Annotated in this window: 17 protein-coding genes; 3 read left to right on the top strand and 14 right to left on the bottom strand. The window is 31.8% G+C overall.

Going from position 1 to position 25,787, the window contains the following annotated elements; translation table 11 throughout:
- The first annotated feature begins 213 nt into the window (after window positions 1–213).
- From EKL98_RS11325 to EKL98_RS11315, 3 genes are read left to right on the top strand one after another with little or no spacing between them, the layout of a single operon-like run.
- Window positions 214–3,348, top strand: coding sequence for a type I restriction endonuclease subunit R (locus tag EKL98_RS11325; protein ID WP_233589422.1), 3,135 nt, complete (start codon window positions 214–216; stop codon window positions 3,346–3,348).
- A gap of 1 nt (window position 3,349) precedes the next feature.
- Window positions 3,350–4,042, top strand: a complete 693-nt coding sequence (locus EKL98_RS11320; protein WP_126562495.1) for a M48 family metallopeptidase — start codon at window positions 3,350–3,352, stop codon at window positions 4,040–4,042.
- A 50-nt stretch (window positions 4,043–4,092) separates the two neighbouring features.
- Entirely contained in the window at window positions 4,093–4,596 is a 504-nt protein-coding gene (locus tag EKL98_RS11315; RefSeq protein WP_126562493.1) for a hypothetical protein, read from the top strand.
- A gap of 48 nt (window positions 4,597–4,644) precedes the next feature.
- Here the strand turns inward: EKL98_RS11315 and EKL98_RS18580 are convergent, their stop codons facing one another.
- The 14 genes from EKL98_RS18580 to EKL98_RS11250 form a co-directional block, all read right to left on the bottom strand.
- The gene (locus EKL98_RS18580; RefSeq protein ID WP_126562491.1) at window positions 4,645–4,836 is read right to left on the bottom strand and encodes a glycohydrolase toxin TNT-related protein; all 192 of its coding nucleotides are present in this window, start codon (window positions 4,834–4,836) and stop codon (window positions 4,645–4,647) included.
- Between the two features lie 32 nt (window positions 4,837–4,868).
- Window positions 4,869–5,402, bottom strand: a complete 534-nt coding sequence (locus tag EKL98_RS11305; RefSeq protein ID WP_126562488.1) for a hypothetical protein — start codon at window positions 5,400–5,402, stop codon at window positions 4,869–4,871.
- 14 nt (window positions 5,403–5,416) lie between these two features.
- The gene (locus EKL98_RS11300; RefSeq protein ID WP_126562485.1) at window positions 5,417–5,875 is read right to left on the bottom strand and encodes a hypothetical protein; all 459 of its coding nucleotides are present in this window, start codon (window positions 5,873–5,875) and stop codon (window positions 5,417–5,419) included.
- A 92-nt stretch (window positions 5,876–5,967) separates the two neighbouring features.
- Window positions 5,968–6,252: a hypothetical protein gene (locus EKL98_RS11295; RefSeq protein WP_126562483.1), complete on the bottom strand. Its 285-nt coding sequence runs from the start codon at window positions 6,250–6,252 to the stop codon at window positions 5,968–5,970.
- A gap of 2 nt (window positions 6,253–6,254) precedes the next feature.
- A complete protein-coding gene (locus tag EKL98_RS11290; RefSeq protein WP_126562480.1) occupies window positions 6,255–13,082 on the bottom strand; it encodes a glycohydrolase toxin TNT-related protein in 6,828 nt (2,275 codons plus the stop codon).
- A 3-nt stretch (window positions 13,083–13,085) separates the two neighbouring features.
- A complete protein-coding gene (locus EKL98_RS11285) occupies window positions 13,086–13,538 on the bottom strand; it encodes a T9SS type A sorting domain-containing protein (protein WP_126562477.1) in 453 nt (150 codons plus the stop codon).
- A 327-nt stretch (window positions 13,539–13,865) separates the two neighbouring features.
- Window positions 13,866–15,146 carry an HlyD family secretion protein gene (locus tag EKL98_RS11280; RefSeq protein WP_126562475.1) on the bottom strand — a complete coding sequence of 427 codons (1,281 nt, stop codon included), beginning with the start codon at window positions 15,144–15,146 and terminating at the stop codon, window positions 13,866–13,868.
- Between the two features lie 48 nt (window positions 15,147–15,194).
- Window positions 15,195–17,483 (bottom strand): peptidase domain-containing ABC transporter, encoded by a 2,289-nt coding sequence (locus EKL98_RS11275; RefSeq protein ID WP_126562473.1) that lies wholly within the window; start codon window positions 17,481–17,483, stop codon window positions 15,195–15,197.
- A 30-nt stretch (window positions 17,484–17,513) separates the two neighbouring features.
- On the bottom strand, window positions 17,514–18,671 hold the full coding sequence (locus EKL98_RS11270; protein WP_126562471.1) for a hypothetical protein: 1,158 nt from the start codon (window positions 18,669–18,671) through the stop codon (window positions 17,514–17,516).
- Complete coding sequence (gene lanM / locus EKL98_RS11265; protein WP_126562469.1) at window positions 18,661–21,645, bottom strand: type 2 lanthipeptide synthetase LanM; 2,985 nt, start codon at window positions 21,643–21,645, stop codon at window positions 18,661–18,663. Before lanM ends, EKL98_RS11270 begins: the two co-directional genes overlap by 11 nt.
- A 120-nt stretch (window positions 21,646–21,765) precedes the next feature.
- Entirely contained in the window at window positions 21,766–21,939 is a 174-nt protein-coding gene (locus EKL98_RS17615) for a hypothetical protein (RefSeq protein ID WP_158618329.1), read from the bottom strand.
- A 653-nt stretch (window positions 21,940–22,592) separates the two neighbouring features.
- Window positions 22,593–23,657, bottom strand: coding sequence for a grasp-with-spasm system SPASM domain peptide maturase (gene gwsS, locus EKL98_RS11260; protein WP_126562467.1), 1,065 nt, complete (start codon window positions 23,655–23,657; stop codon window positions 22,593–22,595).
- A 178-nt stretch (window positions 23,658–23,835) separates the two neighbouring features.
- Window positions 23,836–24,738: a grasp-with-spasm system ATP-grasp peptide maturase gene (gene gwsG, locus EKL98_RS11255; protein ID WP_126562466.1), complete on the bottom strand. Its 903-nt coding sequence runs from the start codon at window positions 24,736–24,738 to the stop codon at window positions 23,836–23,838.
- A 23-nt stretch (window positions 24,739–24,761) separates the two neighbouring features.
- Window positions 24,762–25,607, bottom strand: a complete 846-nt coding sequence (locus EKL98_RS11250) for a hypothetical protein (RefSeq protein WP_126562464.1) — start codon at window positions 25,605–25,607, stop codon at window positions 24,762–24,764.
- Window positions 25,608–25,787: the final 180 nt, after the last annotated feature.

Below are 25,787 nucleotides of genomic sequence, written 5' to 3'. Positions count from 1 at the left end.
AGATTTATTAAAAGACAAAGGAATTTCAATTCCCCAAAAGGAGTATGAAATTCCCCGTAAAAAACATTTCTAACAAGCGTACATACTGATTTACAATGGTTTTAAATTCCCCAAAACTCCTGTTTAAAGGACTAAAATTAGTAATATTTATTAGAGATTTATTAGAGCTTATTAGAGAAAGCACTAATCACCAATGAATAAAAAAGGCAATCAATGAATACAATGATAAATTACACAGAAAACAACGACTCTCAAAAACCAGCAATTAATCTGCTTCGCAAATTAGGCTGGACATACATTACACCTGAAGAAACAGTTAAGGAAAGAGGCGGTTTGTTTTCAAATGTAATTTTAGAAGATATTCTAGGGGAAAGATTGAGCCACATCAACAGCTTTGAATACAAGGACAAGGAATATCCTTTTTCCCAAACTAACATTCAATCGGCTATCAACTTCTTGAAGAACATCCCGGAAGAAAGTTTAGTAAAAACCAACGAAAATGTTCATGATCTGCTTACACTGGGAAAAAGCTTCAACGAAACCATTCAGGGTGATCGTAAAGCTTACACATTAAAATACATAGATTGGGACAATCCGGAAAACAACGTTTATCACATTACGGAAGAATTTGTAGTGGAAGGGACTAAAGAAAAAAGACGACCAGATATTGTGCTTTTTGTAAACGGAATTCCCTTTGTAGTGATTGAAAACAAACGTAGAGATAAAAACGCATCGCTAACGGAAGGCATTTCTCAACACATCAGAAACCAAAAAAGAGAAGAAGGAATTCCAAAATTGTTTCACTATGCCAAAATATTGCTGGCTGTACAACCCAATGAAGTAAAATATGGAGCGGTAGGAACTCCTGAAAAATTCTGGGCGGTTTGGAAAGAAGACAACGAAAAGGAAACCCAGAAAATCATAAATGCATCAAAAAACGGATGCAAAAAGGAAGACCGTCAAGCAACAGCACAAGACAAAGCATTATTGAGTTTGTGTAGTATCAATCGTGTAATGGAGTTTGTCTATAAATACATGGTTTATGATGCTCCTGAGATCAAAGTACCACGTTACCAACAATACTTTGCTGTACTGAATACAATTGAAAGAGTGAAAGAAACCAATACTTCTAATAGTCGTAAAGGGGGTGTAATCTGGCATACTACAGGAAGCGGAAAATCATTAACAATGGTAATGATTTCTAAAGCTTTAGCATTAGAAAAAAGCATCAACTCCCCTAGGATTATTGTAGTGACCGATAGAATTGATTTGGACAACCAAATCTACAAAACTTTTAGAAATTGTGGCAAATCAGTAGAAAAAGCGAAAAGCGGTAGCGACCTTATCGAATTACTTCAAGACAAAGGAAATGAGATTATAACCACTATTATTGATAAATTTCAAACAGCATCAAAAAATACTTCTTTCATTGACAATTCAGAAAATATTTTTGTTTTGGTAGATGAAAGCCACCGTAGTCAATATGGTTCCGCTCATGTCAATATGAAAAGAGTATTGCCTAATGCATGTTACATCGGTTTTACAGGAACACCATTAATGAAAAACGAAAAAAGTACTGCCAAAAAATTTGGCGGATTTATTCATAAATACACCATTGACCAAGCGGTAAAAGATGGAGCGGTATTGCCTTTATTATATGAGGGACGATCAGCGCAATTGAGTATAAACAAAGCCCAAATAGACAAAGGATTTCAAAGATTGGCTAGTAATCTTAACGAAGATGCTCAAAAGGATTTAAAAAAGAAGTTTGCAAGTATTAGCAGAATATATGAGAGTGAACAAGTGATTAACGAAATTGCTTATGACATTTCAAAACATTACACTCAAAACTGGCAAGGAGGGATTTTTAAAGCACAATTAGCAGTGCCTCGAATTGAAACAGCCATTCGATATCAAAAATATTTTGAAGAACAAACAGACCCCAAATTAAAGATAAATACAGCTGTAGTATTCACCCCACCGGATAGCCGACAAGATTATGATGATGTGTGGAAAGAAACTAGTAATGAAGCCAAAAAATATTGGAATTCACTAATGGAAAGACACAACGGTCAAGAGGAATACGAACGATACATTATAAACAAGTTTAAGGACGAAGGAACTGAGGTAGAGTTAATCATTGTGGTAAGCAAATTGCTTACTGGATTTGATGCACCTAGAAACACCATTTTATATTTAGCCAAACCATTACATTCCCATAATTTATTACAAGCTATCGCTCGTGTAAACAGATTATTCAGCGGAAAAGAACACGGGCATATTATTGATTACGTTGGGATTTTAGGTAAACTCGACGAAGCTCTTACCTCATACGCTGCTTTTGAAGATTTTGACGAAGACGACTTGACCAATACCATTGTTGATGTATCAGAAGAAATCCGAAAAGTGCCTATCCATCATGCTAATGTTTGGGATTGTTTCAAAGGAGTTTACAACAAAAAAGACATCGAGGCATTGGAAAGACACCTTGCACCCAAAGATGTTAGAGATGATTTCTATGATACGTTGAGTTGTTTTGCCAGAACTTTACAAACTGCCTTGGCTTCCAATGAATTTTATATCGAATTTACAGAAGAGCAAATCCATTTCTATAAAGAAGAATTAAAACTCTTTGTCAAATTAAGAGCTTCACTCCAAAACAGATATGCTGAGGTAATATCATACAAAGAATATGAACCCAGAATAAAGAAATTGTTAGATATCTATGTTCAGGCAGATGATGTTATGGTAATTACAAAAGAGCTTAATATTTTCGACAAACAAATGGTTAATGAAGCCATTGAAGAATATGGTAAAACCCCAGCTTCAAAAGCCGATTTCATTGCGCACAAAATGAAAAAAGTGATTACGGAAAGCATGGAAAAAGATGAAGTTTTTTATAAAAAATTCTCGCAATTGATTGAAGATGCCATTCGCTCGTTCCACGAAAATAGGATGTCAGAAACAGAATACCTAAAGGCAGTATTGAACATTAGAGACCAATTTGAAAATGGATATCTTGAAGACATTCCGCAAACACTAATGAACAAACCGGAAGCAAGAGCATTCTATGGTGTACTCTCAGAAGTATTTGAAAAAAGTTTTAGTAAAGAAGTAGCAATAGAACACAAAGATCTACTGGCTAATATAGGTATTGATATCTCTCAAATAATTGAAAGGCTGATAATCCGAGACTGGAAAAAGAACATAGATGTCATTAAGGAAATGGAAAATGAGGTTGAAGATTATCTTATGTCCCATCGCAAATCTTTAGGAGTTGATATAACCTTTGATGATTTAGATGTAATTCTGGAGAAATGTTTAAAAGTTGCTAAAAATAATTATTAAGATGCACAACATACAATACGGAACCAAACAGATTACATTTTCTATTGCCAATAGAAAAAGGAAAAGTATTGCCGTTGAGGTGCATCCTGACACATCGGTACAAATCAAAGCACCCTTGGATTGCCAACTTGAAGATATAAAACGTGTTGTTACAAAACGTTCCAAATGGATAATAACACAACAGAAATTCTTTGAACAATTCCTTCCGGAAACACCAAAACGAGAATATGTAGCAGGAGAAACACACAGTTATTTGGGGAGAAAATATATTCTGAAAATAATAATTTCCGATGAAAACAAAGTAAAACTCCAAGGAGGGTTTTTAGCGGTGTATTCACAAAAGAACGAAGAAGAATACATCAAACATTTACTCACCGAATGGTATTACAAAAGAGCCACAAAAGTATTTGAAAAAGTGTATGAGGAAGCATTCCAAAAATTCAGTCAATACAATATCCAAAAACCTGAAATACAAATCAAAAGAATGAAAAAAAGATGGGGTAGTTATACTTCTTCCGGAAATATTCTCATCAATCCAGAATTAATTAAAGCGGCAACTGTATGTATCGAATATGTCATGATACACGAGTTATGTCATTTAATCGAAAGAAACCATTCCAAAAAGTTTTATACTCTTTTAAAGAAAATAAATCCTGATTGGCAAAGATGGAAGTTGAAATTAGAGAAAGTATAGTTGAATGATTATCAAATAAGAGGAATTACATGATTTTAATTTAATTTTATATGAATAATAATTATTTAGAATTTAACAATTGGGCATTTCAATATTATTTGGAAAGGAACTCAGTTTCCAATTTAGGTACTCTTGCCATTGAAGTAACTGAAATTGAAAATTATTGCAAAGAAAATGATTGTGATTTAAAATTTAAAGAAATTATTAATTATGATTGGTCAAAATTATTGCACCACGAAACTAATAATATTCCTAAATATTTTGGACTAATTGCTTTGCAATGCTTTGCTGCATCAAGGATGCAATATGATGGTATTAGTAAGACAGGTATTAATGATTATCAAACAAGATTTAATGAGGTTACCGGAATTACAAACACGCAAGAGTTACAAAGTAAATTCAAATCTGAATTTACTGGCAACCCAATTCAAGAAAAGATATGGATTGAAGCTAAAAAATTCTTGTCTAATATGGATTTTGAAATACACATACCAAACCCATCAAATGGAGCTGGAAGATATGTTCAATACCCCACTAGTGGCATAATATATTAAATTAGCGCTAATATTCTTTAGTATATCATTTTTTTTCATATTGCTATATTATTTATTTAATCTAAGAAAGTCTCCTTTTACCAAATCATTTGCGTTTAAAAATTGTGAATGATATTGAACACCTGTTCCAATTTTTCCAAAAGGTGGCGCTATAAAAGATTTTTGTACTGTAAATGTTCTTAAAACCTCATAAGAATTTAGTGTAGTACTATTATTTGGAGATAAAGCTCTAAATTCCACTGGTTCGTGTGGGAGCGGGGGGGCTCTATGCTTTAATCTTGTTTAATAGCGTTATCTGGTATTTTTATTTCAAACAACTCCTTATATTTTTCTAAATTATTATTGCTATTTATAGGGTAATTTAATAGGATAAAACTGTTTTCAGGATTTTCTTTTTCATATATGACCAAATAATCAGTATTCAAATCAGGCTTTTCATTAGGAATGGAAACAAAATTATTTTCATAATAACCGTTTTCAATAATCTTTTCATTTATGTTATAAATAAATTTTATAGAGTTTCCACTTTGTCCTTTATAACCTTTTCCTTTAGTAACAATATAGAGTTTTATTTTCCCTTTTGTTAAAGAAAAATCACTTATTAGGGATGTTATTTTGTTGTCTTCTTGTACACGCCTAGTCATTAAATAAACGGCACTAAAAATTAAAATTATTAAAATCAATTTCAATTGAAAATTTATATTTTTTCCATTTTTTAAAATGTAAAACAATGCACAAATAATAAATATTACTAGCAATAAACCAGTAGTTTTTGTGCTACTTTGTAGATTAAAAATTTCTTTCATATTAAATTAGTGGGTTAGTTTTTCAACTTAGGTTTCATTTTTGGGAAATAAAAGTTTAATGGAATGACTGTTGTGTTTTGCATTGGAAATTTAGGAATCACAAAAGTTGAATTGTAATAATATGGATTAACTTGGAATTCCAAATTGTTTTTAAATTTTAATGCGTCATTTTTCGTTTGTTCAGAAATAGACAAATTGCTTTTTTCGACTTTATATTCAAAAACACCACCTACAGCACCTGATATAGCGCTTTGAATTATCATTGTTGGGTCAAATGAATTTTCTAAACTCTTATTGAAATCTCCTGTTTTGTAATAATTATACGCAAAAGCTCCAGTATAGGCAGAAAAAATTTCTTTTCCAGCACCTGTTATAACTTTATTCCAATTATAATTCTGAGTATTAAATGGTTGTTGCACATAATTATCCGGTTGTAGGAATCGATGCAACTTGGGAACTTCACACTGCTTCATAGACTTCGTATAAACGATTAGTTTTGAGGAAGTCTTCGTGCAGCGGGGTTCTCGCAATTGTACTTGCTTAATTCATTTCTAATTCTATTACTTTAAGCAAACTTTATCAATTTCGTTTCATAATCGTCCTTTAAATAAATTCCCCAATTAGTATTTGAAAATTCAACTGCTAAAAAATAAATCGTCGTATCCCCTTGAACAATACTCAATACTTGTGCATTATATTTTTGTTTATATATCGGATCCTCAACAGTAACAAATTCATCTAAATAAATCCATTTATAATCCCAAATATTAAGGTTTTCAATATAAAATTTATCGAAACAAGTAATTAATTTTTTAAATATCCAAACCCGAGAATTCTGTATGTTTTCCATTGTCATTGTTTAATTATGTATGATTTTGTCCTGAGGTAATCAATGTTGTATGGCAGCTTATATTGAGTTCCCATTCCTTTTTGAAAATAATATGGTTTAATTGTAGAACTTTCTACATTCGGAATTGGTTTTATAACCTTGTATGAATTTAATTGAATCTCTTTAACATTATACTCAGGCGATAATGATCGTTGTGTAAACGATGTTCCTTCTGGTGAAGCATAACTTCCAGATTCTGGTCCAAATCTAGTTATTACTTGATTTTTATCTAATGTAATGGTTTGTTCGGTTCCCTTTATAGCTCCATTATTTGATGGATAGTCTAATTTTTTTCCATTAAAAGCATTCACTCCATTCTTAACAGAATTAGCATAAGCAGCACTTGCACCAGCTATCCCACCTGTTACGAGTCCCATAGAAAAACCTTGACCCGCTGCATTAAACGCATCGTTTAAATTAGCCCCACCAATCAATGACATACTAAAACTCATAACTCCGCCAGTAGCACCACTACTTAAAGAACCAATAATAGTACCTTGCAAAATCGGGCTGGTCACTTTAATACCATTTACAACTACATTTCCTATAGCTCCACTTGCCCACTGTCCTAATTGCCCACCAACTAACCCTGTAACACCGCCCATTAAAGCCCCTTTAACAGGATCTGTGCCAGACAGCCACGCATTAGTTCCTCCTACAATTGCTCCTCCTGCTGCCCAACCAGCAGGGCCATACAAAGATAAAACACCTGCTGCCGCCCCTGCACCAAATGCGGCAAAACCTTGACCTATATTGTGTATATTACCTTGCCAAATATTTACACCTAAATTTACAAGTCCACCTATTACTCCAGCTATTGCATCATCAATTCCAAACCACTCGCCATTAATATCTGTGTACTTGAGTGGGTTGTTAATACAATACCCATATCGGTTAAAGTTCTGTGTATTACTAGGGTCTTGCACATAATTATCAGGTTGCAGAAATCGATGCAATTTAAGGTCATACAAACGCCCGTTCATGTGTATCAATCCCACACTTTGCAAATGCTCATGACCAGTATAACCTCTATCCAGTATAGTAAGACCATTTAACGTATTACCCGCTCCATCCTGTACTTTAGCAATAGTTCCCCATGCGTCAAAGAGGCGTTTTTCGAGTACTTGACCAATGGCATTGGTGATGGCTAGTATTGAACCTTGGTAATCGCGGTGTAAATATAAATAATTTTGCGTGGTTCCGTCGCTTTTTAATACTATCGGTGCAGTATAGCCATCGCCGCCTATGTAGGTTACAAACTCTAGCACTCCAGTGGTCATATTTTGTTTTATTTCCATACTACCATCGGCAGAATAGTGCTTGCGGTATTGTCGTTGCAGTTTGTCCTCTTGCATGCCACCATAAAACATTGTACTGCGGCTGTTATCGTCGTTATAAGTAAAACTGATTTTATCTACTCCTGTTTCTTCAATTTGTACCGGGCTCTTAAAGGTGTTGTAGCTAACATTAAGCTCTCTTTTTAGGGTAGCAGGATTTGTTGTTTTTCGAATTTGAACATCATCAAACCATACAATACCTTGTGCATTGTTGTCTAAACGGATGTTTAATTTTTTTATATTAGCCGGAACAAGAACCGTTTTTTGTACATATTTCCATTGGTTGATGGTGTTTTCAACTACATTGTCAACTTGAGTATAATACCCTGTTTCATTCACCGTTTTCATAAATAAAAACAACTCTGCTTGTGGACTGTTACTAAATATCCAAGCTGAATAGGTGTATTCTGTAGCAACAGTATTATCAATAGTAATCCATTTGTCAGAATGTACAACCTTTTCAGTTGTCGCTGTATTATTAATTTTCAAGGAATAATTACCCGTATTTGCTTTGCTGTTATCATAAGTCATTACGTTGGGTTCCGATGATATTGCCCAACCTTGTTGTGTTTCCATACTGTCACTATAAATTCCTTCTCTGTTTGCATAGTAGCCGTTGGCTTCAGGTGTAAGTGTAATCGAAGTGTTTTGATATGGTTTAGCAGATGTGGTATAGTTGTAGGTTCCTAAACTATTTTGCTTTATTTTTCCAGAATCTTCATAGGTTTGGCTTTCTTGTACACCCAATGCATTGGGATAACTAGTTAATCGATCCAGACTGTCGTAGGTAAAATCATCATTTGTGTTAAACATACTATTGGTACGACTGGTCAAGTTTCCTTTTTGTGAATCAAAAACGGTATTGAGAGTCATGATATTCAATGGATTATTCCCAGTTGTATCCTGCTTGGACTGGGTTGTAAAACCAAATGTGTCGTAGGTATTGGTTATTGCAATACTATTTCCCATAATAGCAGTTCCTAATTGACCTCTCGCAGTTGTTGTATTGATTTGCCAAAGAACTTGTTGCGTTGTATCATCGAGTATTTGCCAAGGATAACCATTTTTATAGGTGTTTTTTATCGTTTTGGCACTTGTTTTCCCTGATGCAAATGCTGTACTTGTTTCTTTATCAATTCTACCAAAGGCATCAAAGGTGATTTGTTTTGTAAATGTAGCATAAGGTGTAGTTTCGGTAGTTTTGTATAGTCTCTTGTAACTATCATATAATACAGCATTATTGGTAATAGTTCCTTCGGCAAGGTCTTCAAGTATACTGGCTGTTAATAGCTTTGTTGTAGCATCATAAGTATAAGTGGTTTTAGTATTAGTATTAGTTCCGTTTATTATTTTTTGAGTCAATTTACCCAGATTATCAAGCGTATAAGTCGTTGATCCATTAGGAGTGGTTTCTTTTGTGGCTTCACCTAATGAGTTGTATGCATATAGGTAGGTTCCAGCCGATGGGTCGGTGAGTTTGGTTTTTCTGCCCCAGCCATCTTGCTCTAAGGTAGTTACCACTCCTGCATAATCTGTAGTTTTCAAATTGCCATTGGCAAAATATGTATAATTGATAGTTCCACCCGGAGTTTCAGTCATTGTTACCACATTGCCTATGGCATTTTTAGTAGATGACTTGGTTATTGTTCCATCATTTACCGTTGTGGTAAGACCGGAATAAGCAACAGTAGTTGTTTTGCCAGTAAATGCGTTGCTCTGAATTAATCTTCCATAAATATCATATTGTGTAGTATTCCATTGTGAAGGTTCTTCTCCAAAGTAAGGTTCACTTACTTGCGTATTTCGGTCATAAATATCATATAAATAGGAAACACTAACCGGATTCCCATTAATATCTTTTACTTGTGATTTTATTTTTCTGCCCAAATCATCAAACACTTCCAAACTATAACTTCCGTCATCCCCCCTCGTAGCAACAGTATTTTTTTCGCTACTGATCATATATTCATAGACATTATTTTTGCCTAGATAATCGGTAGTTTTTATTTTCTTAAACCATGAATCATAGAAATAGGAGGTAACTGAGCCATAGGGATTTGTCTCTGAGTTTAATAAGCCGTTGCTGGTATTGTAGGTAAACGTAGTCGATAAACCTTCGATGTCAGTACTTTTTATTAGAAAGCGCCCCGAGGTATCGTATTCATAATTAGTAATCCTTGGCGTGAGTGCTGGTGCTGTTATCGTTTTTTTTGTAATATTACCAAAAGCATCATACCCATTATCTTCGATAATATAATCTGTATTATGTCCCTTTTTCTTGATTTGAGTCAGTAAGTGATTGGAATAAGTATATAATTCTTCACTACTTGTTGCATCTCCTAAAACTGATACATTACTGATTTTACTGGTTGGGCGCCCTATATAATAAGTTGAGCCAGCCGGCTGGTCATCATAAGAAACATCGTTTATAGTAGTTTGCACCACCGTATTTCCCTCTTTTAGATAAGTTGTTGCGGCTATAGGACTGTTATAGCTATCATAGCTAGTGGTCGTCTCACTATTGGTATTGTCTAAACCATTTTCTTGCTGAACAATCGTGTTTTTGAGTTTAAAAACTTTATTATCTGATAATTCACTTTCATATGTAAGCACTGATTTTGAAATGAAATTAGTTGTAGGAGTGTATGAAGGCGATGCGAATCCTAATACAGAATAGTTTTCAGTATTGGCACCTCTTAGACCGACATCAAATTTTGAAACACTTGATATAAGAGGACTTGAGTTATCATGCCAATTGGTTCTCATGGTTGCGCGGAAACCTAGAAATCCCAATCCCTCTAAATTGGAAACAGCACCATGATAAGAAAATAGCTGTTTTTTATAAACGGTGGTACTTTGTTTCTCCAGTTTAGTTACTACTTGAAAAGACGGAGCAATCAATATATCCGTATTAGGAAAGAGTTCAATGGAGCCATTGTTTGTATAAATGGAATTATAGTCTTCTCTAGATTTCGGGTCTAGTGGTTGATAAGTAATAGTTTCAGTAACTCCTTTTCCAGTAGTAATGGTGTTTAATAAATGTTCTTTATTAAAGTCTTTAGTAGATTTAAAATGATATATTTTATTATCTGATATTGCAGCCAATTCAAGATTAAAATTAGGTCTTTCTGAAGTTAAAAATATTGGCATCGAATAAGGTTTTGCTCCAGTAATTTGCCCTGTGTTTTTGGTAACAGAGTTAACGAAATTAGAATCCATATTTTTCCAAATTCCTATTACATATCCTGCACTGTTGGTTGAATATCTCCCTGATGTTGAATAGGAAATCAAATCGGTTTTTCCATCTCCATCTATATCATTAGCAATTAAATTATTTATTTCTACAAAATCGGAAGTAATATAATTTGTTCTGTACGGAATATTATAAGTTACACTCGTTTTAATAAAACTAGATCCGGTAGACATATACTTCGCATAATTATTACCTCCTTTAGGGATGATAAAATCAGTCTTACCATCACCATTATAATCTCCCATTAAAATAGGTTTATCTAGAGCAATATCAGTGTCAGTCGTTGTGGTTTGGTATAATAGAACAAATTGTTTGGCGTCATTGAGAGAATAAACTTTTACCTTTCCTGTATCAAAAACATAAATGTCTGATTTTCCATCACCGTTAAAATCTGCGACCATAAACTTGCTAGACGAATTTGATGTAATATAACCGGCTCCATTAACAAAGTTATCTGTTAGTCTTCTGTCAAGATTTACAAAATAGGAACTCCCTCCAGGACGCGTTACGGTATATCCAGAGCAGCCCGATTGGTATGAATATGTAATTTCTTTTTCGATAACTACTACATCAGTCAGACCATCACCATTAAAATCACCATTTACATAGTGTTTAGGAATATCCGTTTGTGAATACACATGAGTAGGACCAGATGGGTCTGGTTCAATTGCTTTTTGATTAGTATAATCTTCTTGAATTCCAGGCTGTTGATAACCACCACCATAATCACAAGTATAATAATAATCAAGAGTAAATTTTGGGAATTGATACGATTTTTCGTATTGAAAATAGATTGAACCTGTTGTTCCAGTAGAATAGGTACTAAATGTGGTAGTTCCTGTTGAAAGCCCCTTAAGGACAGTCCAACCTTGCATAGGCATTAATTTATTATTCCAACTTAACCATGAAACAGGGAAAATGTCATCAAATTTACCTACGGGATGTTCCCAACCTATGTTAATTCCAGATTCAGGGCTTAGACCGTTAAAAAGCCAATACTTTGCTTTGCTATCTGAACCCGTTGTAGGATAAATTAAAAAATCCATATTTCCATCTCCGTCGAAATCACCCGAAACAGTAGAAGCATTTTGGGAGGATATGTTTCCAACAGTTAAATCGGTTGTAATTGGTGAATATTTAATAGATTCGCTAGTGTTTTCGTAACTAAAAACTGTAGGATTAAAGGTTTTTGAATTATCACCACTTTTTTCAATTATACTTGTTAAACGTTCGTAGCCCAAAGAAGTAGCATCATAACCTAAAGTATAATTTCTAAAACCAATACCATTACCGACGACTTTTATTTCGGACAAAATAGTGTTTTTTAAGAAACTTTGCCCTCCAATATATGCTTGTTCTGTTCTTTGACGCGCTTTGTAAACAAATTGAATTTGATTGATTGCTGTAGCGGAAAGCAGAGCACCATAGTTGACGCTTGCAATAGTCAAATTGTTATTGGCAAGTGTATAATGATAACTAATCCTTATGCCTTGCGGATTTTCCCAATACGTAATTGCCCAATCTGTAATAGAACGAGAGTCAGTCGAATTTCCATAATAGGCTTTTGATCCATCGGGATATTGTACTATAAAATAGGCTGGGCCAAAATTAGTACCGCTTGGATGAACTCCATAGGATGTAATTTTAACATTAGAGAATCCCTCGGTTTCATATACTGTGCCGTTTGCACCATAAACCCCCGCTGTGCCATTTTTTACCAACAATCGTTGTCCGTCAAATGCAAAACGGTCTAAACTATTAAAATCCACACCGTCTATTGTTTCGTCATGAAACTTTGTGGCAGGAATTCGAGTAATGGCAGAAACACCCGAGATATTCCAACCATAACCAGCCATTCCATTACCTCCCTGACTATTGTAAGTTAATCCTATTTGCGGTACTACTCCATTTATCCCAGCTGGAACAGCAATGGGAATATTGTAAGTTGCGCCTCCAGTAAGTGAAACGGATAGTTGACCTTCGGTTATCCCGAGTTCTGCGGAATTTCCAGTAGGAGCACTTGTTGTATTGAGTAACTTGGAAGTTTCATTATTTCGACTGGTAGTATTGGATTCTTTTTCTGGAGTAGTCGAAGTTCTTTTAATTGGAATCAACCCCTGAACTGGAGTTCCACCCATATCTTGCGCTGATATAAAGATGCTGTATCCTAAAAGGATAAGAGTAAAGTAAAATTTCTTCATATATTATTGTTTGATAATTTTGATCGATTTTTGTTCTCCATTGCTATAGAATAATAAAACGGTGTATATACCAGTAGAGTAACTTTGGAAAGGAATATTTAAGGTGTTGCTTTTTTCGAGCCCAGAATATGATTTTAATGTTTGTCCATTCAATCCATACACCTGTATTGAAGTCACTAAATTATCGACTAAAGGTTCCCACTTAAGGTATAATTCTTCCTTTACTGGATTTGGATAATAGGAGATTAAGTCCTCTGGAAAGAATTTTTGTAAATCATCTTGGGTTAATGCTTTTATTTTTTTTGGTGCGGTGGTCGAATTTTTTGAAAGACATCCAAAACATAAACTTCTTTGAGTTTGGTTTCCTGCATTATCATAACTGAATGTTATTTTGTCTTGAGCTTGACCTATAATACTAGACAGTAAGAGCAATAATAAAGGTAAAATTTTATTCATATTTGTTAGGTTTTAAATGGTCTATGTTAAATAAATCTGGGTTTTAGTCTGATAATTAGTATAATAGATTGGTTTTTATTCAAATAGAAATTAGTGATTGTAGTCATGTACAATCGTTTATTTAATTTCTCTGGTAGAAACTGTTTTGTAAAATTCAAATGTCAGATAAAATTCCAACAGATCTCAATTTGACACAGAAACTATATTCTTTCCAAAAAAGGATTACAGGTCGAAAGTATAAAGAAGAAATGAAAAGTGGTTTTTTGGGATTTAACTTTTAACAAAATAGGTAGCTTAACTATAAACTATGTTAAAAAGAAGAAAGGTTTACCTCCTAAAAATATCCCTAAACTGATATAACAAGCGTTCAATCAGTCGTAAATCTTGGGTAACTATATCAGCAGTGCCACTCATTTCTTGTTGAAAAGTAATTTGTTTTTTGTAGGAAGTTTCTAATCCGTTGACTAAGGAAACATCGATCAATAAATTCCTTTCCTTATCAGGAGTTAAAGAAATGTTTTTAATTTTCCCTTTGAGCATACCAAATTCTCTATCAGGAAAATTAGCCAATCTAATGTTTACATCTTGTCCTATTTTAATTTTTCCGGAATTTAGTACAGGAGCTTTCACTTTACCAATATAACCATTTTCGTTTTTAGGAATAATTGTAAAAACATTATCGCCAGCATTCACGGTTTGATTTTCTGTCCAAATTTGTAAAAAAGTAACCTTGCCAATTATAGAGGAACGCAAGACATATTTTAACTCCCAATCTCTTATGACTTTTTTGAGTTGATAAAAGGATTGAATGACATTGCGCTCTAAATTTACATTGTCCTTACTTTCATTAATTTGTGTAGTTTTACTATTTCTATTTAACTCGTTCAAAGACGATTTTAATTGAGAAATGGTGCTCAATAAAATCTTATAACTCCTATCAACTTGAAGATAACTCAATTGATGCTTTTCCAATTCTTGTGAAGCGATAATACCCTTTTTAAATAAACTTTCATTTCGGTTTAAATCAATCTTAGCGAGGGCAAGTTCATTCTGATTAATAATTTTCTGAGATTCTAACAAATTTAAACGTTCTTTTAATTGTATGGCTTCATAAGTTTGTGACATGCCTTCAACTTGATATGGTTGCAATTTTGAATTTAAATCATCGGCAATACTTTCTTTTTGAAAAAAGGCAAAAGAACTTTCGATTTCGCCCAATTGAGCAAATTTTAATAGCTCAAAAGGGAATTCAATTTTATTTATGTGAATAGTATCAACAATTTTTTTTAGCAAAAAAACATCTTTATAATAGGCTGAATTCTCAATAATGGCAAGGGGAGTACTTTCTGATACATCCACTCCATCTTTTACTAAAATAGCTGTAATTCTACCGGATACTTTGGCTATTAATTTTTCGGGAGGAATGTTAGTGGTAATGACAATTTGAGTTGTAATAATATCCGGATATTTTATAAACCAGGAAGTGAAAAGTAGCATTAGAATAATTCCGAAAATCAAAATTGTTCCCCATCGAATCATCCAATGTGGCACTCGTGTGAGAATTTCTTGAACTTCTTCACTTCTTAATTCTATTTTTTTTTCTGGCATTTTTTAAATTTCAATATATTATTTTACAGTTAAACACTGGAAAACAGATTAATTTCCCAATTGCAACTGATTTCGGACCAATTCATAATAACTTCCTTTCAATTTTACTAATTCCTGATGATTGCCAATTTCAACAATTCTTCCTTTTTCAAGTACTACAATTTGGTCGGCATTCATAACGGTACTTAATCGGTGGGCAATAACAACTACCGTCTTATTTTTAAAGAAGATATCCAGTTTCTGCATAATCTCCTTTTCATTATTGGCATCTAAAGCTGAAGTAGCTTCGTCAAAAAATAACATTTCTGGGTTTTTATAAACTGCCCTGGCAATTAATAAACGTTGTTTTTGACCCGTACTCATCCCGACTCCTTCCATTCCTATTTTAGTATTATAGCTCAGTGGATAGTCTTGAATAAAGTTTTTAATATTTGCTACATCGGCAGAATAAACCAATCGCTCTTTATCAATTATATCAACACCAATCGCTATATTATTAGCAATAGTATCATTAAAAATATAGCCCTCTTGCATCACTGTTCCCACGTGAGCACGCCAAGTGCGTTGGGCAATATTCCCCAAGCTAATCTTGCCCAAAAGGGAGGTGCCCGAAATTGAATTTTCGTTATTGACTTCTCCGTCCAGAATTCCAAACTCAGATCCCTTCGCCGAAGGAGAGGGGTTGAGGCTGAGAGAAATTTCACCACTATTAGGTTCGTAAAATTTTAGTAACAACTTCATCAAAGTGGTTTTACCACTTCCACTTGTGCCTACAATAGCGGTTACTTTATTTGCTGGAATAGTTAAGTTTAGATTTTCTAAAACTGGAATATCAGACCCAATATATCGAAAACTTAAATCCTTTATAACAATATCAGTATTATTAGGGATGTCGTGTATTTGAGTTTCTTCTTGCTGGCTTTCATCTTCTTTCTCGTGTATCTCGGATAAACGAGCCAACGATATTTTGGCATCCTGTGCTTCTCGAATAAAATTGATGAGTTGTAAAATTGGACCATTCAAACTACCCACAATACTGCTAATTGCCAACATCATTCCTAAAGTGATTTGCCCGTCAATAACCAGTTTTGCAGAAAGAAAAATAATTACAATATTTTTTATTTCGTTAATGAAATTAGAACCTATATTTTGAGTTTGTTCTAAAGCTAGACCTTTCATAGAAACTTTAAACAAACGTGCTTGGACATATTCCCATCCCCAACGTTTTTGTTTTTCGGCATTATGCAATTTTATTTCTTGCATCCCATTGATGAGTTCAATCACTTTACTTTGTTCTTGAGACACCTCGGAAAACCGCTTGTAATCTAGTTTTTCTCTGCGTTTCAAAAACAGAATTACCCAAAGAAAATAAAGGAAACTTCCCAAAAAGAAAACCATAAATATTTTCAAGTTATAATAGGCTAAAACGCCTCCCATGATAAGCATATTGATTAAGGAGAACAATACACTTAATGACGAAGTGGTTAGCATTCGTTCAATACGATGGTGATCATTGATACGTTGCATAATATCTCCCGTCATTCTTACATCAAAATATGAAATAGGCAGATTCATTAACTTTATGAAAAAATCTGAAATTAGTGAAATATTTATGCGAGTAGATAGATGTAATAAAATCCAACTACGAATTAATTCTAATCCTGTCTTGCCTACAAAAAGAAACAATTGTGCGAACAGAATCAAATAGATAAAATGCATATCTTGATTGCGAATACCAACATCTACAATGCTTTGAATAAGAAACGGAAAAATAATTTCCAATAAACTTCCAGCTAGTAAACCAATAATTAACTGAATTATAAATGATTTGTAAGGATATATATACTTAAAAAGTAAACTAAAACCAAACACTTTTTTATCTTCACTTTCAAATTCTGATTGATAAAATTTTGGTGTTGGTTCTAGCAATAATGCAATACCTTCCTCAGTAGTTTTCGTTGCATTGTTTCCAATCCAAAAGTTTAAAAATTCTACTTCTGAATATTCTATAAGTCCAATGGCGGGGTCAGAAATATAATAGATTTGTTTTCTTATTTTATAAATAACCACATAATGATCTTTGTTCCAGTGCAATATACAAGGTAAAGGGACTTCTCCAAGTTTTTTTAAAGAAAGTTTTACACCAAGTGTTCTAAAGCTAATTTTCTCAGCTGCTTCACTTAGCATCAGCAAATTACTACCTGCTCGTGTGGTTTGGCTATAATCCCGGAGTCCTTGAATATTTATAGTTTTGCCATAATGTTTGGCAATTATTTTTAAGCAAGTAGGTCCACAATCTTTTGATTCTGTTTGTAAGTATTTAGGAAATTTTTTCAATGGTAACAATTAATAGAACAAATGTTAATTTTAATAATTAATGCGGAAAGTAAACTTTTGAGTTTGACTCGCTTTTTTAAATTTCTCTTTCAAAAGGGAATCTAATTTTTGTTTATTTAAACCAATTTTATTTTCTAAAAACAACAACAAATCAGTGTTTTCAACTCCACTATTAAGTGCCTCTTTCAGTAATTCTATCCCCTCTTTTTCTAAAATAATATCTGCAATTAATGCCCCCACAAAATAATAGGTGTCTATTTCCTCTATTTGAGGTAATTTTTCAAAATTAGCCAAATCAATTTCTGGATTTGCATTTATATAATTTTGGATTCTATCCATATAATGTAAAAAAGGCTTCCCTAAATGAGATTTTTTATCATTTGTGTATACAGACAGACCTGATAACAGTAGATAATTTGCTTTTGTATATTTAGAATTAATGACATGAATTAATTCATGCATATGATATTCACCCGCATTAGAATTTGAATAAACAATACTATTTTGGATATCAAAAAAACCACATAAACTTGGGGTTCTTCCCATGGAAATAATATACTCGTACCCCTTCATTTTGTGTATTTCATCACAATCGCTAGCTATATAATAGATCAGATTTTTTAAATCTAAATCAAATAATTCATTCAATTTATTTAAAAATTTATCTGCTTTTAGAGCATTTTCATTATTAAAAACATAGTCATTTGGATAATAATAATTAATCATGCCAACCTGCTTACTTTTCCATCTATTTGTATAAAAAGGCAAATAATTATATAATTTAAAAATTCCATTTTCTTTTTTTGCAACCACATTTGTTATTGCTAAAGGACTAAGAGTATTGACATCACTAATCCAGTAATACATCGAGTGAATCAAGTAATCATTGCCGTATTCGTTAATGTATAACACCGTGTTTTTAGGTTGTAAAGCATAGAGAGAAGGACTTAAAAAACCTTCGGATTTTAGCAAATCATAACTTTTGTATTTCTTTTTTTCGGAATCATTCCAATAAGGGTTGTCATAAATCGAATCTGGATTTGATAATAAGTAATTTTTCCATAATTTGAAAATGGTATTAATATCTTCATTTTTTATATCTATTCCACCACCTAATTGGGTCTCAATTTTTTGAGAAAAGGATTGTAAACTTAAAAGTAATACGAGTATTCTAAAACTATTTTTCATGTAATTCATAATTTAAAGCATTTGGGGTTTCTAAACACAAAAGACTTGGAGTATTTTCCCAATCATAAAATCGCAACATTTGGTATCCAAAACCACTATAGCCCATGAACAATCCTAATAATTCCATTTGACCTCCATCTCCACAATTAAATTTTTTATTTTCACTAAAATCATCACATAATTTATCTAAATAATTCCAAATGTAATTGTTGTTTTCTTCTTTAATACTTAAGCCTTTTAAAATTTCAAGATTGCCAAAATCACCATGACAAATACATTGATTCCCTAAAAAACCATTTTTAATAAGGTTGTTTTTTGCAATGTTAATTTCTTTGTCAAGGGTATTATCATTATTGAATTGTTTTGTCAGTAGGCGCCCTAATCCTATACCCCCAGAACCGTGACACCATGCACTTGAATCAAAATTTTCTCCTAAATCTCTTCTGTCGAGCCAGCCATTAATTTTATCGTCATAAAAACTTCTATCGAAATTCAATGCTCGATTTGCAATATTGTTTATATTTTCATCTTCTATAAAGGTTAATGATTTGAATAGGACATAGGATATACCAGCAGTTCCGTGTGAAAAACCTCCTAATTTATTTATTTTTTCTGTTCCAGAATCGTTAAAAACCCACGAGGCGTAATCTGAATTCAAATGAGCCTCTTTTGAGATAATAATTAGAGAAATCCCAATGATTTCATCAATCTTATTTATTAAACCTTTTATTGTAATTTCTTTCTTCATATTCAATAAAAAATCTACTAATCCTGACAATCCAAGAAGATAGTCACAATTTTTAACTTGTGGTAAAATTAATTTAATCTGATCAAAAATTATATCTATGGTAGACCAATCAATGTATTTCTCTCCTAACACCTCCTTCACATGAGTGCTCAGATAAACGAAGCTCATAGGGTGTGAATAGGGAGATATTGGAAAATTATTTAAATAATCGTTTGAGACATTATCATAGTATCCACTTTTAATCATAGAAATTGTAGCACCTTCTATTTGATTAAATATCTTTAGCGCATTTTGCTTATAAATAGTTTTTTTAGTATACTTATATAAATACAGATAGAATAATCCAACGCCAGATTGACCATCATATAAATCATAATTAAGTAACGAAATCCCATATCTACCATCTGCCGGATCTCTTACTTTAGAAATCCAATTGATTTTGTTATCTATCTCAAAAAGAGTATTATTTAAGGTGTCTCCAATTTTTATCGCTGACTTTAATAATTTTAACTTTATAGCGTCAATTTTATTTTTTTTATCGTTTACATTTAAAACAATATTGTGTTTTGAATTTAAAAAATCATCTTTTTCAATATGTAATCCCTTCATTTCCAATGCGAATGTGCAGGATTTTTTTATTATTTCTAATTGAAATTTTAAATTAGAAATAGTTAAATTTTCTACTCTATCAACAATAAATTCTGTGGGATTAAATTTCCAATCATTACTAATAATTTCATTTTTACCGTCATACAAAAATCCTTTTGTATCAAACCAATAATAAGGTATATCGAGTTCAAATAATTGATTTTTAATCGATTGAAGCAATTTTATTTTATCAATCAAATAATTATCTGATTTTGTCATTCCAACAAGGTATTCAATGGTAGAATCAATATCAGTAGTGTTTTGCAGGTATTCAGGGATATTTATTTCCCTATATAATAAAGAATATATTGAGGTAGGGTGCAAAATAACTCTAAATTTATGATTTGAAAAATTTGAGTTTTCAGAAAAAAACTCCTTAAGTGATTTCTTATTTTTTATTGTTAAATTATAAAAACTTGTAAAACCATTTAATACATTGTTAAGTAAATTTTCATTTAATTCAACATGCTTGTTATTTATTTTTGGCAAATGTTTGTCTTCTTCTTCTGAAAATAATTCAAACGAGTCCACATATTCAAAATTTGATTTATTTTTCTTCCAAGATTTTGACTTTATTGTTTGAGAGTTAAGTTCAAAAAAGGTTGAGGATAAAATATCCCTTTCAAAATTGTTATTCATCATCCAATCAGGTAACATTCCTATTTTCATTACGCTTTCCTCGTACATATAGGCAACACTCTCTTTCACTAAGTATTTGGGTCTTGCAATTAAACATTCCAGATCAAAGTATCCGGGTCTATTGTTAGAGATAATTAAATTATCTGGAATGATGTCCACAGTTCCCAATAAGTGGAAGATAAAGAGTAACTTTCCTTGATTAAAATAAAACTCATCTATCTCAAGATTTGTTAAAAAATTATTTTTGTACTCAAGTTGACTTACCCAACAATAATCATCTGTTGATAAAGATTTGGGAAGAATAAAATCGACTGTATCTAATTGATTGTAGAAATCAACCACTTTTTCAAAAAATAATTCATTTAGAAAATTCCTTGGTTTAAAAAATAAAGATGTACTTGCTAAAAAATCAATTCTAAAAACATACTTATTACCACTATGTAAATCTCCTAGGAATAATTTCACATCCTTTATTTTTCCTTTTATCCCAAAATGTAGGTTAAAACTAGAATAATCAGCAATGATTTTATTGAAAAAATAATCGAAATAGTCAATTGCTTGATTTATAAATTTTTCTATTCTTTTTTGAATTATTGGGTATTTTTCGAAAAAATACTCCAACCATTCTTTATTCGTGGTTAATAAAATAAAATTTTTAAAAACATCTTCTTCAGTAGACCCGACCAAAATCCCCCCTTTTTTAGCAATTTCATATTCGTGAACGAGAACAAAAGATAAAAAATTATCTTTAAGAAAAAGAATTGTTTGGTTAAAAATACTTGTTTTAAAATCAATTTTGCTTTCTATGCAAAATTCCAATTTTAATATTTTTTTTGACAACTCTATTTCTATGTATTCGTTTATTTGATATATGGCATAAAAATAATTAGCCTCAACAAAACTCGTGTCGACATTCTTATTTAAATTAAATTTAAACATAATTCCTTTTTGTTAAAACATCGTTAAAAATCACTATTTTAATTAAAAAGCAGAGGTATCCATTTAATTATGAATGTTTCTCTGCTTTAGGTAATTAGCTGTCCAAAATTGTTTAACAAATTATTTTATAACTGGAGGTCTTTTTGGACAAGTACAAACTGCAGTGCTTTCACACGAAGAACTTGATCCTGTTGTACAAGAGCTTCCTCCAAAGATTTTAGAAAGATTCTTTCTAGAAAGTTTTTCATATTTACTTTCAAAAGTGGCTAAATTTAATTTTTCTTTTAATGACATTTTTAATTATTTATATGATTAATAAATATTTTTATTTCTCCATGAAATCATTATCAATTCCACATTTTCTTAATCCACAACGTGCACTTTGCTTCTTAAAAAAAACGAATGTGAGAAATTCTATTCTGAAAAATAGAAAGAAGAAATGGAATATCCATAATTCAACGACTACCTTTAACAAGAGGTGTAGTTTTTAAGTAAATTATGTTAAAATTTATGGAGCGGGATTAAATAAATCTCTGAATTATTGACTCTTTCACTAAGCCAGAATGATCAGTCATCGGATTGTATTTAAATAATCCCTGCTTTGTAGCTCTTTTTTAAAATAATATTAGGCCTCAATACGCATTTTTTATTCTAATTCTGTAATTTTTTTAAATTGAGTTTTACTCCCAATGTTCTAAAACCAATTTTCTCGCCAATCTCACTCAATAATAATAAATTTCTTCCTTCGCGAGTGGTTTCTGATAGATTTCAAAGCTGTTGGATGCTTAAGGCTTTTCCGTAATGCTTGGCTACTATTTTAGACAAATCGGGCCACAGTCTTGTGCCTTGCGTTGTTTGTAGAAGGGTAATGACTTTGTCATTCTCGAACTCGTTTTTGTAAAATAAATAGGTTGTGAGTATAGTTAAGCATCTTTCTTTATTAATTCCTACATACCATAAAATTTGATTGCCCTTTGCTTTAATGAGTTCGTGCTCCACTCTTCCCATTCTCCAGTATATGGACTGTAACCACATTTTAACGGCTTGGATAAGTCTATGTCTCCATCAAAATGAGTACGTTCAGTATAAGCACGGCAATCAGTACAGATATGACGGAACTCACAATCTTTGCAAACCTCTATCTGGTCTTTCGTGATTTCCCAGTATTTTTTGAAATCTACATGGTTTAGGGCTTCTCCGAGGGTGGTATCTTTAATATTGCCAAAACTCTGTAACATTGCAGGACAATTTTTTATATTGCCGTCCTTGTCAATAGAGATTTTTTTATTAAGGCAGGAGTTGTGATTTATAGATTCTAAGACTTTGGGTAAATTTGTATTGAAATATTTTAAATCTACAATACCACAAGAAGATAATTTCAAATCCTTATTACTAAAATTTACTGTAAATCTAAAAAAATCATTGTTTTTAAGTGTTTTTTTCTTACAATTATAAAAAACCATACTATGTATTCTCAAAGTCTCCTTATTAAGACGTTGCAAAAAATCGAGATTTATTTCTTCATAAAAAGGAGAGACAATTTCAATCCCCTCCAAAACAGAATTTTTAAAACAATTATCGATCTCAACATAATCATCAATAGAAAGGGGTCTTGCAGAATAAATGACCAAATGTTTTAATTCTAATTCTTCTATAGAAGTTTTTATTTTATGCAAAACATCAAGACTACTAAATTCCATAAACAAATTGGATAATTTACTATAGTCATTATAATCGTACGTAAGCGGAGGGAAATTTCGATCCCAATCATCGTTACTGATAAAACCATATTCTTTTTCCATTAAAAAATTCAGATATCCCTCAGCAATTTCTTTAGATTCATCATCATAAGAATTTATCACATCATCTATAGAATTTTTTCCTAACTCAATAACAAATTCAAGTAATTCTAAAGGATATAGCTCTGAAACGTTTCTTTGTAAATCAGATATTAGAACTCTTCTTATTCCTTTGGTAAGCAAAATATTTGAGAACAGATTAAAATAATTCATAACATTCTTATTAGGGATTTTAGGGGATGCGACCTAACCATAAAATCAGTATTATATTTTTCACATGACACAAAAAAGATAGTGTCTTCTCTTTTACTTCTTTTGTTTTTCTTTTCCCTAAAAGGTTCTATATACTTAAACGTAAGAGGTAATTTGTTCTTTTCCTTAAATTTTTTTTTCATAAATAACTGGCTAATTCCCTTTCTAGGGAGTAATTACATTTTGCTGACAAACCTGAAAATTGACCGACTGGATTAACTTCTAAAAAATAGTATTTATCCACATTCTTTAAAAAATCTAATGAACCACAATTTAGATCTAATGACTTCATAAGGATGTGAATTTTTTTTTCAATTTCTATTGGAAGATTATAGCTAACGTTCCTATTTGGGTTTTTAAGATTATATCTTCGAAAATCAATTTTAGTTTGTTCATCTTTTTGTGAGAAAATCGCAAATGACCAAATTTTTCCATCCAAATAAAAACTACGTATTTCAAAATCCTTCTCTATTTTTTCTTGAAAAAAAGAGATAAAAAAATTCTCGTTTTCAAGTTTGTCTACTACGTTAGTATACATAATTCCATCTCTATCTTTATCAATATTTTCTATAATCACATTTTGTGTGATAGACTTTATAATAGTTTCATTTAGAACAACATCGTTTGTGTTTTCCGCTAAAAAATATTTTGGAACATCCAGTCCACATTCTCTTGCTCTATCTAAAACAGTCAATTTGTTAACATTTTTAGTTGATTGTTTGTTTATATGTCTTTTAGACTCCAATATTGTCATTACATAATCCTGAAGCCAATGTTGAGTTTCATCCATATATAAATTGATAGCTTTATTTATATATCGCAAATTCTTAAACTTTAAACCTTTTCTGCGATACCATACGCTACTTACTTCATCAAGAAAGAAACTATTTTTTTGACTTTCAAGAAATATTCTTTTTTGATAAACCTTAATATCAAAAACTTCATTTTCATTTATGCGAATAAACTTTTTATTCATCAAAGTTAACCACCTTGCAACTTCCGTTGTTGTGAGTTCTTGGTTTATTGAAAATATTAATATCATTTTTTAAAAACTTAATTATCTTACTATTTTACATTATCGATTAAGCTTTTCAGACCTATGCTTCTCCTATTACGGTTTACTTTTTTAAGATCTGAAAAATTAAAAAGGTATTCACCATAAAGAATTTCCCGCTTATTCTCATGTTCATGTCGGTCTATCATTGTTGCATATTCCCTGGGTGAACATTCTCCAGATTTTACATAGAGCAGTAATGTATCCTTAAAATAGGGATAATATTCTGGTACGCCACCACCCATGTGACTCAAAAATGTCAGCATAGGCATAAACACACCATCATTTCCTGTCATACCGATTTTTTGTGGTGACGGATATCCATAATTTTCTATCGTCCATTTAAGAAGTCTAGCATTTATTCTATCATTTTTAACAGTGTTTAATGGATCTGAACGTTTTAGTTTTTGGTCACGAACAAAAGCAACAGAAAATGAATCAATTAGTTGTTTATTCATATTGCTTTTACTATCCGCTATTTTTTGCTCAACACTTAAGCTGTCTATTCCATATTTTGCACAAAGGGGAATCAATGTTTTATAATGTTCACTATAAGGAGCCACTAAGACAAGTAATTTATATAAGCTCTTTTTTTTACCAAAGTTTTTACTGTACTTGTCAGAAAAAACAATATAGGTTTCATATTTGTCATAGGTCGAGTAGCTCTTGGGCGGATTGTATTTTTTAAATAGTTTTTTATATCGTTTTATAAAAGCAGTGGTATCACGATTAATCTTATAAACACTATCAATGGTGTTCGCTTTATTGTAATACGTAATGTAATTTCTGCTTTTACAGGAGGAAGCAGTAAAACTTACTAACGCAATGAAAACTGCAGTAAAAAGAAATGATCTCATAATTTTATGTTTTTTTTAAAGTACATTTTTCAACCTCAAGGAAATATAAAAACGTTTCTCATACCAAAAATACTTGATAATCATGTGGATTCAATATAAGGTTTGGATATGCAAATAAAAACTGCACATTAAGTTAAGCTACATTTTTGTAATTAATTTGATTGTTAAATTCTTCAATAG

The organism is Flavobacterium bomense, assembly GCF_003970355.1.
The sequence above is the reverse complement of the archived record's forward strand: the minus strand, read 5'-3'. Positions and strand labels throughout refer to the sequence as shown.

Bases quoted from the DNA above. Each gene is read 5' to 3' on its own strand.
- EKL98_RS11285 (WP_126562477.1), bottom strand. From the start codon at position 13,538: ATGAATAAAATTTTACCTTTATTATTGCTCTTACTGTCTAGTATTATA.
- EKL98_RS17615 (WP_158618329.1), bottom strand. From the start codon at position 21,939: ATGTCATTAAAAGAAAAATTAAATTTAGCCACTTTTGAAAGTAAATAT.
- EKL98_RS11320 (WP_126562495.1), top strand. From the start codon at position 3,350: ATGCACAACATACAATACGGAACCAAACAGATTACATTTTCTATTGCC.
- lanM (WP_126562469.1), bottom strand. From the start codon at position 21,645: ATGTTTAAATTTAATTTAAATAAGAATGTCGACACGAGTTTTGTTGAG.
- EKL98_RS11280 (WP_126562475.1), bottom strand. From the start codon at position 15,146: ATGCCAGAAAAAAAAATAGAATTAAGAAGTGAAGAAGTTCAAGAAATT.
- EKL98_RS11300 (WP_126562485.1), bottom strand. From the start codon at position 5,875: ATGAAGCAGTGTGAAGTTCCCAAGTTGCATCGATTCCTACAACCGGAT.
- gwsG (WP_126562466.1), bottom strand. From the start codon at position 24,738: ATGATATTAATATTTTCAATAAACCAAGAACTCACAACAACGGAAGTT.
- EKL98_RS11290 (WP_126562480.1), bottom strand. From the start codon at position 13,082: ATGAAGAAATTTTACTTTACTCTTATCCTTTTAGGATACAGCATCTTT.
- EKL98_RS11305 (WP_126562488.1), bottom strand. From the start codon at position 5,402: ATGAAAGAAATTTTTAATCTACAAAGTAGCACAAAAACTACTGGTTTA.
- EKL98_RS11270 (WP_126562471.1), bottom strand. From the start codon at position 18,671: ATGAAAAATAGTTTTAGAATACTCGTATTACTTTTAAGTTTACAATCC.
- EKL98_RS11325 (WP_233589422.1), top strand. From the start codon at position 214: ATGAATACAATGATAAATTACACAGAAAACAACGACTCTCAAAAACCA.
- EKL98_RS11250 (WP_126562464.1), bottom strand. From the start codon at position 25,607: ATGAGATCATTTCTTTTTACTGCAGTTTTCATTGCGTTAGTAAGTTTT.
- EKL98_RS11315 (WP_126562493.1), top strand. From the start codon at position 4,093: ATGAATAATAATTATTTAGAATTTAACAATTGGGCATTTCAATATTAT.
- gwsS (WP_126562467.1), bottom strand. From the start codon at position 23,657: ATGAATTATTTTAATCTGTTCTCAAATATTTTGCTTACCAAAGGAATA.
- EKL98_RS11295 (WP_126562483.1), bottom strand. From the start codon at position 6,252: ATGGAAAACATACAGAATTCTCGGGTTTGGATATTTAAAAAATTAATT.